The organism is Streptomyces marokkonensis, assembly GCF_039539045.1.
Taxonomy (GTDB): domain Bacteria; phylum Actinomycetota; class Actinomycetes; order Streptomycetales; family Streptomycetaceae; genus Streptomyces; species Streptomyces marokkonensis.
In genome coordinates, this window is the sequence record NZ_BAABCQ010000217.1 from 1 (window position 1) to 11,345 (window position 11,345).

Below are 11,345 nucleotides of genomic sequence, written 5' to 3' on the forward strand. Positions count from 1 at the left end.
CGCTCCTTCCGTTCGTTCCGCTCCCGTTTCTCGTTGCTGCTGTCCGGTGCCCTGCTGGCGTCCGGCTGCGGCTCCGGAACGACCGCCACCGACTCCGCCGCTCCGGCAGAGGCCGCCGGCTATCCACGCACCGTCAATGACTGCGGGCAGAAGGTGGAGGTCACCGCGCCGCCCCGGCGCGCGGTCTCCCTCAACCAGGGCACCACGGAGATCCTGCTCTCGCTGGGTCTCGCCGACCGTATGGCAGGCACCGCCACCTGGACCGACCCGGTCATGAAGGGCTGGGAGAAGGCGAACGCCGGCGTGCCCCGGCTCGCCGACGACATGCCCTCCTTCGAGACGGTCCTGGACGCCGAACCCGACTTCGTCGCCGCTTCCTTCGCCTCCACGCTCGGCCTCGGTGGAGTGGCCACGCGGGAGCAGTTCACCGAACTCGGCGTGCCCGCCTACCTGTCACCCTCCGACTGCGCGGGCAAGGACAACAGCGGCGACGGCGACGGCGTCCGCAGTGAACCACTGACCATGGACACCGTCTACGGCGAAGTCCGCGACCTTGCGCGGCTGTTCGACGTCGAACAGCGCGGTGAGGAACTGGTCGCCGACCTGAAGGCGCGGGTCGAGAAGGCCACGTCGGGCGTCGATGCCTCCGCTGTCACCCTCATGTACTGGTTCGCCAACTCGACTTCGCCCTACATGGCGGGCTGTTGCGGCGCCCCCGGCGTCATGACCCGCGAACTCGGCGCGAGGAACGCCATGGACGACACCCGGGAGGAATGGCCGCAGGTCGGCTGGGAGACCGTTGCCGACCGCGACCCCGACGTCCTCGTCGTGGGAGACCTCACCCGTAAGTCCCAGACGGCCGAGACCGCCACGAAGAAGATCGAGTTCCTGGAGTCCGACCCCGTCACCAAGAACATGACCGCGGTCAGGAACAAGCGGTACGTGGTACTGAGCGGACAGGCCATGAACCCCACCATCCGCACCGTCGAGGGCGTGGAGAAGGTGGCGGCGGCGCTGCGCGCGTACGGCCTCACCAAGTGACGGCCGAGAGCCGAGTGACGGCGGCCGGCCGCCGTTACCCGGTGTGGGCGGTGGCCGGGTTCGTCGCCCTGTGCGTCTCCGTGGCCGTCGCCGTCACCATCGGCCCCGCGGACGTCGGCGTCGGAGAGGTCTGGTCCGTGGTCGTCGCCCACCTCGGAGGCGCCCCGGCCGTGGACGTCACCCCGATCCGCGACGGCATCGTCTGGGACCTGCGGCTGCCCCGGGCCCTCCTCGCCGCGGTGTGCGGCGCCGGACTCGCCGTCTGCGGTGCCGTACTCCAGTCCCTGCTGCGCAACCCGCTCGCCGACCCCTTCGTGCTGGGCGTCTCCTCCGGTGCCTCGACCGGTGCCGTCCTGGTCGTCGTCCTCGGGGTGGGCGGCGGAGCGCTGTCCCTGTCCGGCGGGGCGTTCGTCGGGGCGGTCTGCTCCTTCGCGCTGGTGATGCTGCTCAGCCACAGCCTCGGCGGCACCCCGGACCGGGTGGTACTCGCGGGGGTGGCGGCGATGCAGCTGTTCTCCGCGCTCACCTCGTTCGTCGTGATGACAGCGGCCGACGCCGAGACCACTCGCGGCGTCCTGTTCTGGCTGCTCGGCTCCCTCGGCGGGGCGGACTGGACGGACGTGTGGACCGCCACGGCGGTCCTGGTCGTCGTACTGGCGGTCTGCCTCGGTTACGCCGGGACGCTGGACGCCTTCGCGTTCGGTCAGGACGCGGCGGCCTCGCTCGGCGTCCACGTGGCCCGCACCCGGCTGGTGCTGCTGTGCGCCACCGCCCTGCTCACCGCTGCCCTGGTCGCCTCGGCCGGTGCCATCGGCTTCGTCGGTCTGGTGCTGCCGCACGCCGTACGGGCGCTGACCGGCCCCGGGCACGTCCGGCTGCTGCCGGTCTGCGCGCTCGCCGGGGCGGTGTTCCTGGTGTGGGTCGACACCCTGGCCCGTACCGTCCTCGCACCTCAGGAGGTCCCGGTGGGCGTGGTGACCTCGTTGATCGGCGTGCCCGCCTTCGTTCTCGTGCTGTACCGCACCCGGAGGGCACGATGACGCTGAGCGCCGAGCGGGTCTCCCGCGCCGCCGGCGGGCGGCTCATCCTGGACGGCGTTGGCCTGAGCCCCCGGCCCGGTGCCATGACCGGCCTGCTCGGCCCCAACGGCTCGGGCAAGTCCACCCTGCTGCGGCTCCTCGCCGGCGTGCTCGCCCCGTCCTCCGGCGTCGTCACCCTCGACGGCCGCCCCATGGACCGGGTGGGCCGCCGGGAGGTCGCCCGGCGTGTGGCCGTGGTCGAGCAGCAGGCGGACACGCAGGTCGAGCTGAGCGTCCGGGACGTCGTCCGGCTCGGCCGGATCCCGCACCGCCGCGCCTGGGTCCCGGCGTCGGCGGCCGACGAGGAGGCGGTCACGGACGCCCTGGACCGTACCGGCCTGACCGGGCAGGCGGAGCGGCTCTGGCACACCCTCTCCGGCGGCGAACGCCAGCGCGTCCAGATCGCCCGCGCCCTCGCCCAGCAGCCGCGCGAACTCCTGCTGGACGAACCGACCAACCACCTCGACGTCCAGCACCAGCTCGACGTGCTGTCCCTGGTCGCCGCCCTGCCCGTCACCAGCGTCGTCGCCCTGCACGACCTCAACCTCGCGGCGATGTACTGCGACCACCTCGTGGTGCTGTCCGAGGGGAGAGTCGTGGCCTGTGGCGAGCCCGCGGAGGTCCTGACCGCGGCCCTGGTCGCCGAGGTGTACCGGGTAAGCGCCGAGGTCACCCGCACCGGTCCGGGCGGTCACCCGCACGTCCGGTTCCTCGGCACGCTGACGGGACGTTCCCCGAGCGGGTGACCGCGGTCAGTCCGGTCAGTCCGTCAGCCCGGCGGCGAGCGTGGCCCCCAGTTCCCAGCAGGTCTCGAGATCGGCCTTGCCGGGCTCGCCGGCCACACTCACCGCCGATGCCGCGCGCCGCCAGCCGAGGCCGGTCGTGACCGCCTCGATGCCGCGTACCGCACCGGTGGTGTCGCTGCCACCGTGCACGTAGTAGCCGAAGGGGCGGCCCCGGGTCTCGTCCAGGCACGGATAGTAGATCTGGTCGAAGAAGTGCTTCAGGGCGCCGGACATGTAGCCCAGATTGGCGGGAGTGCCGAGCAGGTATCCGTCGGCCTCCAGCACGTCGACCGGCGTCGCCGCCAGCGCCGCCCGCCTGACCACCCGTACCCCTTCGATCTCGGGCGCGGTCGCCCCGGACACGACGGCTTCCAGCATCGCCTGACAGTTCGGCGACGGCGTGTGATGCACGATCAGCAAAGTGGCCACACCCTCAAGCCTGCCGCCCGCCACCCGCCGACCGCAAGGAACGCCACCCCGTCGTCCGCCCCGCCCACCGCCCGGTCCGGACCACCCGGCGGCCCCGGACACCCGACGGCCGGGCCGGCCCGCACGGGCGGGGGCCGGGGGAGGGGAGCGGCCCCCCGGCCCCCGCCCGTTCAGACCGGCATGTTCATCAGAGCGATCGGCGTGGTGGTCGGCTGCTTCGAACCACCCGCCGGCTCCACGGTGATGCCGACGCCCACCGCTTCGTCCACATCGCCCTCCATCAGTACCGCCTGGCTGCCGCGGCCGGGGTCCATCAGGCCCGCCGGCCGCATCGTGCCGTGGTCGTCGAACCAGAGCTGGTACACCCTGCCCTGCGCCGGCTCGGCCATGCCGGAGGCCAGGAACACCGCCCGGTCCCGGCGCTCGGAGACGACCAGGGTCCCGCTCGCCCCGCCGGTCAGCCGTACCGTGCGCGAGGCGGCGTCGGGAGCGGCCAGCACCCCGGCCAGTTCCTCGGCCCGCTGCTGCGCCCGGGCCGCTCGGTCCCCGGCGTCCTGTGCCCGTTCGTACTGCCACACCGCCGTGCCGCCGAGGCCCACGGCAGCGGCCACACAGGCGGCCAGCGCCCACCGGGCCAGGCCCCGGCCCCGGGGCACGACGCGACGTGCCCGCTCCACTGTGCCGCCGCCCGGCGGCACCTGCCGCACCGTGGTGATGCGGTGCAGCACCCGGTCCTTGAGCACGGGACCGGGCGATTCCGTGGCGGCCAGCCCCAGCCGGGCCGTCGCGGCGGCGAACTCCAGGCTCTCCCGCTCGCACGAGCCGCAGTCCGCCAGATGGTGTTCGAAGGCCGCCCGCTCGTCGTCGGCCAGTGCGTGCAGTGCGTAGGCGCCCGTCAGGCTGTGCAGGTCCTCCGTGCGCATCACGCGCTCACCCCCAGGCAGTCGCGGAGCCGGATGAGACCGTCGCGCAGCCGCGTCTTGACCGTGCCGAGCGGTAGCGCGAGCGCCTCGGCGACCTGCCGGTAGGTCAGGCCGCGGTAGTAGGCCAGGGTGACGGACTGGCGCTGGATCTCGGTCAGGGTCCGCAGACAGCGCCGCACCTGCTCCCGTTCCAGTCGTGTCTCCACCTGTTCGGTCACCTCGTCGTACTCGGGCGTACGGTCGAGCAGGGCGGCCCGGTGGTCGCGGGCCGCGGCGGCCTCCACCGACCGCACCCGGTCCACGGCCCGCCGGTGGGCCAGGGTGAGGATCCAGTTGACCACCGTGCCGCGTTCGGGCCGGTAGCGCGGCGCCGTGCGCCACACCTCCACCAGCACCTCCTGCGCGACCTCCTCCGACTGCGCCTGGTCGCGCAGCACCGCCCGGGCGACCCCGAGCACGGACCCCGCCACCGCGTCGTAGACCGCGGCGAAGGAGTCCTGATCGCCCAGGGCCACCTCATGGATGAGCTTTTGCAGGTCTGGCTGGGCCGATGGATTTCTGCCGATGTGTACGGCTTCCTTCACGACGGTGTCTCCAAAAGAATGCGACGAGCCGGGATGTCCCCGCGTAATCCGAGACCGAGCGGCCCGCGGATTGGTCGGGACGCCGCCCGAAGGCGCGGACGGCCTCGCCCGTGAGGTCGGGTGGATCTCCCGCACGACGCGCCGGGGACTCACCCTCCCATGCCGCCTGTTTGCGCTCCGGCGCCGGGGCAACCCGGGTGCGGATACCGGACCCTGCAGTGGAGGCGCCGTGGTGCTCACCCGTGGGAGAACCGCCCGTTCCGCCGCCGCTGTGCTGGCCGCGGTGGCCCTGGCGCTGAGCGGATGCGGCGGGGACGACAGTTTCGAACCCCAGGACTGGCACGCGCCCGGCCAGAACGCGAGCGTCGGTCCCGTCCTGATCCGCTACGCCCACGTGGCGGAGCCCAAGGAAGACCCGTGGCAACCCGGTGACGACGTGCCGGCCTACGTCTGGCTGATGAACGAAGGCGACAAGAGCGACCGGCTGGTGGGCGCGAGCAGTCCGAACGCGGAGTCGGTGAGCATCGTGAACGCGGACGGCAAGACCCTGCCGGACGGGGTGGAACTGCCGCCGAACAAGCTCCGGCAACTGGAGCCGACCAACGACCACCTGCTGCTGCGGGACGTGCGCGAGGTCGTCCGCGGCGGTGACTTCATGAAGATCACGCTGAGCTTCGAGAGGGCCGGTTCCGTCACGTTCAACATCCAGTCGCAGGTTCCCGTGTACGACTCCAGCCCTTCCCCCAACGAGTGACCCCGCCGGCCCACCGTCTCCGGGCGGCGGACGGCCCACCGTGCCGCGCCGCGGCGGGACTCCCTCCCGCCGCGGGACGCCTTCTCCCTCCGCCGAAGGTCTGCCCTCCGAACGTCTGGCCGATTCGATCGCGGCCGTCCGCGGCCGGGGCGGTGCGCGAACCCCGACGGGGCTGCCCACCGGGATGGTGGACAGCCCCGTCGGGGTGTGCGCGTGGTGATTGCCGGTGACTCAGCCGACCGGCGCGGCCGGGCCCTTGTCGGCCGGTGCGGCGGCGGCTTCGCCGGACTCCTCGGCGAGGCGCTCCATGCCGCTGGTGGTCTTCAGCGGCTTCTCCTTGATGAACACGACGGCCACCACTGCCAGCAGCGCGAACGGCGTGGCGACGAGGAAAAGGTCGGCCGTGGCGACACCGTAGGCATGCTCGACGATGGTCCGCATCGGTGCGGGCAGCGTGGACATGTCCGGGACGCTGTGCCCGCCCGAGCTCTCACCGCCGGGCACGGTGGCGCCCGCGTTGCTGAGTCCCTTGGTCATCTCACTGGTGACCCGGTTGGCGAGGATCGCGCCGAGGACGCTGACGCCGATGGTGCCGCCCATGCTGCGGAAGAAGGACAGCACGGAGGTCGCGGCGCCCAGGTCGGCGGCGGCCACGTCGTTCTGGGCGGCCAGCACCAGGTTCTGCATCAGCATGCCGACGCCGACGCCCATGATCGCCATGTAGAGGCTGAGCAGACCGAAGTGCGTCTTCGCGTCGATCGTGGCGAGCAGCGCGAGGCCGATGGTCATCAGGGCCGCACCCGCCACCAGGTACCGCTTCCACTTGCCGGTCCGGCTGATCACCTGTCCGGCGACGGTGGACGACACCAGCAGGCCGAGGATCATCGGCAGGCTCATCAGACCCGCGACGGTCGGCGATTTGCCCAGGGAGATCTGGAAGTACTGGGAGAGGAAGACGGTCCCGCCGAACATGGCGACACCGACCAGGAGGCTGGCGACGGTGGTCAGCGTGACGGTGCGGTTGCGGAAGATGTCGAGCGGGATGACCGGCTCGGGGGTACGGGCCTCGACGAAGACCGCGGCGACCAGCAGCAGCACGCCACCGCCCGCGAGGGCAGCGGTCTGCCAGGACGCCCAGTCGAACTCGTTGCCGGCCAGCGACACCCAGATGAGCAGCGCGCAGACACCGGCGACGATCAGGAAGGCGCCGAGCCAGTCGATCCGCACCTGGCGCTTGGTCGCCGGCAGCCGCAGCGTGCGCTGCAGCAGCGCGATGGCGAGCAGCGCGAACGGCACGCCGATGAAGAAGCACCAGCGCCAGCCCAGCCACGAGGTGTCCACGAGGACACCGCCGATCAGCGGACCGGCCACGGTGCCCACGGCGAAGACGGCACCGAAGATGCCGGCGTACTTGCCCAGCTGGCGGGGCGGGATGACGGAAGCCATCACGACCTGTGCGAGGGCGGTGAGACCACCCGCGCCGATGCCCTGCACGACCCGGCTGAAGATCAGCAGTTCGACGCCCTGGGAGAAGCCGGCCAGCAGAGAGCCGACCACGAACATCGCCAGCGAGAGCTGGAGCAGCAGCTTTTTGTTGAAGAGGTCGGACAGCTTCCCCCACAGGGGCACCGTCGCGGTCATCGCCAGCAGTTCGGAGGTGACGACCCAGGTGTAGGCGGACTGGCTGGCGCCCAGGTCGGCGATGATCGTGGGCAGCGCGTTGGCCACGACGGTGCCGGCCAGGATGGCGACGAACATGCCGGCCATCAGGCCGGACATGGCCTGGAGTATCTGCCGTTGGTTCATGGCGGTGGGAGGCGCCTCGGCAGGCGCCTGGGATGCGGTCACGGCATCTCTTTCGGTGGTGGTCTGATGAGGTCGCGAAGGCCCGGCGCGGAGGCTACGCGGGAGGTGCCGGAAGGCCGGCGGCGAGGAGGGTGAACACCTCGTGGAAGACGTCGAGGAAGGCGACTTCCTCCTGGTGGGCGGACCAGTGGTCCATGCTGGTGCGCACCGCTGCGTGCGCCACCGAGGCCAGCAGTCGCGGGTACAGGCCGTCGTCGGCGCCGTGGAGGCGTTCGGCGATGGCCTCGGCCAGGTTGGCCTCGGCCGCCATGTGCGCCCCGACGCCGCGTGCCAGGAGGTGCGGTGAGGCGTGCAGCACCTCGGCGTGCAGCCGCCACAGTTCGTGGTCCTGCTCCGCCTCGGCGAATTCCGCCGCCAGGGCCCCGCGCAGGGCTTCCAACGGGGCGAGCTCGGCCGGTGCCGCGAGTACGGCACACCGCATGCGTGCGCCCGCGTCCGCGTCCATGACGACGAACGCGTCGTCGCGGGTGTCGAAGTAGTTGAAGAAGGTTCGCACCGACACCCCGGCCGCGGCGCTGATCGCCTCGACGGTGACCTTCTCCGCCCCGTGTTCCGCGGCGAGACGTACCGCGGCCTCGGCGAGAGCGGCACGTGTGGCCCGCTTCTTCCGCTCCCGCAGGCCGCCCCCCGCTGCACTCTTCTCCGACATAAGTTGCATGGTATGCAAAGATGCACGGCGTGCAAAATCAGCGCTCGTCGCTGGTTCCGGAACCAACGACGGGCACCGATCCCCGAAGGGGTCGGCGCCCGTCGTCACACGGTGGCCCGGCTCAGGTCGCCAGCCGCGCCAGCGTCTCCTCGAACGGGACGGCGTCCCCGGTGGCCCGGTTGTGCGGGAGCCTCGCCAGCACGGCGGCCATGCCACAGGTGTTGGTCACCCCGGAGAAGACCAGTCCCGCGCCGACCGCGCCGGACAGCCAGTGCGCCCGGCGCCAGACGCGGCCCGCCAGGAACCCGGCCGCGACGAGCGACCCGGCGGCGAGGCGCACCTGCCGGTCCATGGGCCACGGAGTGCGGGCGCCGGACTGACGCTCCACCGGGTGACCGGCCGTCGCCCAGGCGCCGGTGCCGCCCTCGAGAGTGGCCGCCTCGACGCCGTGCGCCGCCAGCCGCGCGCAACCCTTCGCGGACCTGGCCCCGGAGGCGCACACCAGCAGCAGCGGCCCGCGCGCGGCGGCGGCCGTCAGGGCGTCGGTGGCCTCGTCGAGCCGTTCCAGCGGAACGTTGTGCGCGCCGGGGAGGTGCCCGCCGGCGTACTCGCCGGGGGAGCGGACGTCGACGACGGTGAACTCGCCGATGCGGCCCAGGGCCTGGGTGGCGCTCAGGGTGGTGGCCGGGGCGGTGGAGGTGGAGGTGATCACGGAAGGAGACCTTTCTCGTCGCCGCGCCTGCGCGCGGTAGGATACCCGCAGGGGTATACGGGGCAATGTGGGCTATGTGGAGGAGTAGGCGTGGAACTCGACATGTCGGCCGACGAGCTGAAGTCGGCGCTCAACCGGCTGCGGCGCGCTCAGGGGCAGCTCGCGGGAGTCATCCGGATGATCGAGGAGGGGCGCGACTGCGAGGACGTGGTCACGCAGCTCGCCGCCGTCTCCCGGGCCCTGGACCGGGCCGGTTTCTCGATCATCGCCACGGGGCTGCAGCAGTGCATGACCAGCGAGGACCCCGAGGTGCGGGACTCCGCGCAGATGCGGGCCCGACTGGAGAAGCTGTTCCTCTCGCTGGCCTGACCCGCCGGGCCGCTCACAGCAGCGCCGTGGCGCCCATCGCCACGGCGACGGCGAGCAGCGCGGAGCCGAAGACGCGCCGCAGGGTGGCGGCGGAGACCTTCGCCGCCAGCCGTCTGCCGTCCCACGCGCCCAGGACGGCGGTGGCCAGGAACGGCAGGAGCAGCGTGAGGTCCAGGTGTACCGCGGTGTACGCCCGGGCCGCGAGGGCCACCAGCGCGTTGGCCATGACGACCAGCAGGCTCGTGCCCACCGCCGCGCTCATCGGCACGGCCAGCACCGTCACCAGCGCCGGCACGGCCAGGAAGCCGCCGCCGACTCCCAGGAACCCGGTCACCGCGCCCAGTCCGGCTCCGGCCCCCGTGGCCCGGACACCCGACACCGTGCCGCCCTCGCGCGGCGCCCGGCGGCGCAGCATGTGCAGACCCGCCAGCGCGGCCAGTGCCGCGAACACCAGTGTCAGTACCGCCTCGGGGACACGCGCGGACAGGGCGCCGGCCGCGGCCGCGGGCAGCAGACCGGCCGCCGCGAACAGCAGCCCGGCCCGCCAGCGCACCGCCCCGGCCCGGGCATGGGCCACCAGCGCGGTGACCGATGTCACGATCACGACGACCAGGCTCGCGGTGGTCGCCGCGGCCGGGGTGAAACCCAGCAGATAGATGAGCGCGGGAACGGTGAGGATGCTGCCGCCCGCCCCCAGCGCGCCCAGGGACAGACCGGCCGCGGCACCGGCGAGCAGGGCGAGGACCAGCGGGGTCATACGGCGGTGCCGCCCGAGGGCGTGACGAGCGGCAGGCCGGCGTCGGCCGCCGCCGCGAAACCGTCGTCGACCGCGACCACCTCGCGTCCGGCGGCGTCCAGCACGGACGCGGCGACGGCCGCGCGCATGCCGCCCGCGCAGTGCACCCACACGGTGCCCGGCGGTACCTCGTCCAGCCGCTGGTGGATCTCGTGGACCGGGAGGTGCACGCTGCCCTCGACCCAGCCGCCCGCGCGCTCACTGTCCCGGCGTACGTCGAGGACCACCGGGTCCTCGCCGCCGCGCCGCGCCGCGGCCAGCTCGGCGAAGGTGGCGCGCCGGAACGAGGCCGGGCGGGTCCCGTCCACGACCCAGTCGGCGGGGGAGCCGACCGACGCCGCGGCCGGCCGGTCGATGCCCACCCTGGCCAGCTCCCGCTGGGCGCGGGCGAGCTCCTCCGTACTGTGCGCGAGCAGCGTCACCGGCTTGCCCCACGGGATCATCCACGCCAGATAGGTGGCGAGCTGTCCGTCGACCTCGAAGTTGAACGACCCGGCGACATGGCCGGCGGCGAAGGCCACCCGGCTGCGCAGGTCCACGACCCACTCGCCGGCGGCCAGCCGCCGGGCGATCTCGTCCGCGTCGGCCCGCCGGGGCTCGGTCAGGTCCACGGGAGCGGGGCCCTCGGCGTTCGCCGGGCCCATGTGCGCGTAGTAGGCGGGTACGTCGTCCAGTCCCGCCAGCAGCTCCCGCACGAAGGTCTCCACGTCCTGGACCAGCGCCGGATTGGCGGCCTTCTCGGCACCGATGGTGCTGTGCTCGCCGCCGGAGGCGGAGGAGGAGCAGAAACTGCCGAAGCCGTGGGTGGGCAGCACGGCCACCCGGTCCTCCAGCTGATCCGCGAGACGGTGCGCGGAGGCGTACTGCGCGCGCGCCAGCTCCTCGGTCAGTCGCGGCTCCACGAGGTCGGGCCGGCCCACGGTGCCGATCAGCAGCGAGCCGCCGGTGAAGGCGGCCACCGCCCGCCCCGCCTCCTGGAGGACGTACGAGATGTGGTGCGGGGTGTGGCCGGGTGTGGCCACGGCGCGCAGCTCCAGCTCCTGGTCGAGAGGCTCCACGTCCCCGTCGGCCACCGCCACGCGCGCGTACGCCACCTCCGCCCCGGCCGGCACCAGGTAGCGTGCGCCGGTGAGGCGGGCGAGCTCCAGGCCGCCGGTGACGTAGTCGTTGTGCACATGGGTCTCGGCGACGGCGGCGATCCGCACCCCGCGCCGCGCGGCCTCGGCGATGACACGGTCGATGTCCCGCGGCGGGTCCACGACCACGGCCGAGCGGGCACCGCCCGCGAGGTAGCTGCGGTTGCCCAGTCCCTCGGTCTCCAGGACGTCGACAAAGAACACGGCGCACTCTCCTTCCCG

13 protein-coding genes are annotated in these 11,345 nt (G+C 72.9%); 5 read left to right on the forward strand and 8 right to left on the reverse strand.

The annotated features are described in order from the left end of the window. Positions 1-33: 33 nt before the first annotated feature. From ABEA26_RS32655 to ABEA26_RS32665, 3 genes are read left to right on the forward strand one after another with little or no spacing between them, the layout of a single operon-like run. Positions 34-1,041: an ABC transporter substrate-binding protein gene (locus ABEA26_RS32655; RefSeq protein WP_345597255.1), complete on the forward strand. Its 1,008-nt coding sequence runs from the start codon at positions 34-36 to the stop codon at positions 1,039-1,041. A gap of 14 nt (positions 1,042-1,055) precedes the next feature. After that, positions 1,056-2,081, forward strand: coding sequence for a FecCD family ABC transporter permease (locus ABEA26_RS32660; protein WP_425587936.1), 1,026 nt, complete (start codon positions 1,056-1,058; stop codon positions 2,079-2,081). Then, positions 2,078-2,866 (forward strand): ABC transporter ATP-binding protein, encoded by a 789-nt coding sequence (locus ABEA26_RS32665; protein WP_345597246.1) that lies wholly within the window; start codon positions 2,078-2,080, stop codon positions 2,864-2,866. The genes ABEA26_RS32660 and ABEA26_RS32665 overlap by 4 nt, the downstream gene beginning before the upstream one ends. A gap of 15 nt (positions 2,867-2,881) precedes the next feature. On the opposite strand, the gene ABEA26_RS32670 is transcribed toward ABEA26_RS32665, so the two are convergent. The 3 genes from ABEA26_RS32670 to ABEA26_RS32680 form a co-directional block, all read right to left on the reverse strand. Continuing rightward, positions 2,882-3,334 (reverse strand): flavodoxin family protein, encoded by a 453-nt coding sequence (locus tag ABEA26_RS32670; RefSeq protein ID WP_345597247.1) that lies wholly within the window; start codon positions 3,332-3,334, stop codon positions 2,882-2,884. Between the two features lie 170 nt (positions 3,335-3,504). After that, complete coding sequence (locus ABEA26_RS32675) at positions 3,505-4,257, reverse strand: anti-sigma factor (RefSeq protein WP_345597248.1); 753 nt, start codon at positions 4,255-4,257, stop codon at positions 3,505-3,507. Then, positions 4,257-4,841, reverse strand: coding sequence for a sigma-70 family RNA polymerase sigma factor (locus ABEA26_RS32680; protein WP_345597249.1), 585 nt, complete (start codon positions 4,839-4,841; stop codon positions 4,257-4,259). The genes ABEA26_RS32675 and ABEA26_RS32680 overlap by 1 nt, the downstream gene beginning before the upstream one ends. 229 nt (positions 4,842-5,070) lie before the next feature. Here ABEA26_RS32680 and ABEA26_RS32685 point away from each other — a divergent pair, with 229 nt between their 5' ends. Next, positions 5,071-5,595: a copper chaperone PCu(A)C gene (locus ABEA26_RS32685; protein ID WP_345597250.1), complete on the forward strand. Its 525-nt coding sequence runs from the start codon at positions 5,071-5,073 to the stop codon at positions 5,593-5,595. A gap of 231 nt (positions 5,596-5,826) precedes the next feature. On the opposite strand, the gene ABEA26_RS32690 is transcribed toward ABEA26_RS32685, so the two are convergent. The 3 genes from ABEA26_RS32690 to ABEA26_RS32700 all read right to left on the reverse strand — a co-directional run bounded on the left by ABEA26_RS32690 (position 5,827) and on the right by ABEA26_RS32700 (position 8,822). After that, positions 5,827-7,401 (reverse strand): MDR family MFS transporter, encoded by a 1,575-nt coding sequence (locus tag ABEA26_RS32690; protein ID WP_425587937.1) that lies wholly within the window; start codon positions 7,399-7,401, stop codon positions 5,827-5,829. A 94-nt stretch (positions 7,402-7,495) separates the two neighbouring features. Next, on the reverse strand, positions 7,496-8,119 hold the full coding sequence (locus tag ABEA26_RS32695; protein ID WP_345597252.1) for a TetR/AcrR family transcriptional regulator: 624 nt from the start codon (positions 8,117-8,119) through the stop codon (positions 7,496-7,498). Positions 8,120-8,231: 112 nt separating this feature from the next. Further along, the gene (locus ABEA26_RS32700) at positions 8,232-8,822 is read right to left on the reverse strand and encodes a rhodanese-like domain-containing protein (RefSeq protein WP_345597253.1); all 591 of its coding nucleotides are present in this window, start codon (positions 8,820-8,822) and stop codon (positions 8,232-8,234) included. A gap of 90 nt (positions 8,823-8,912) precedes the next feature. Here ABEA26_RS32700 and ABEA26_RS32705 point away from each other — a divergent pair, with 90 nt between their 5' ends. Beyond that, a complete protein-coding gene (locus ABEA26_RS32705) occupies positions 8,913-9,191 on the forward strand; it encodes a metal-sensitive transcriptional regulator (RefSeq protein ID WP_102930309.1) in 279 nt (92 codons plus the stop codon). A gap of 13 nt (positions 9,192-9,204) precedes the next feature. Here ABEA26_RS32705 and ABEA26_RS32710 read toward each other — a convergent pair whose 3' ends face one another. Next, positions 9,205-9,948, reverse strand: coding sequence for a sulfite exporter TauE/SafE family protein (locus ABEA26_RS32710; protein WP_345597254.1), 744 nt, complete (start codon positions 9,946-9,948; stop codon positions 9,205-9,207). Next, positions 9,945-11,327 (reverse strand): MBL fold metallo-hydrolase, encoded by a 1,383-nt coding sequence (locus ABEA26_RS32715; RefSeq protein WP_345597257.1) that lies wholly within the window; start codon positions 11,325-11,327, stop codon positions 9,945-9,947. Before ABEA26_RS32715 ends, ABEA26_RS32710 begins: the two co-directional genes overlap by 4 nt. Positions 11,328-11,345: the final 18 nt, after the last annotated feature.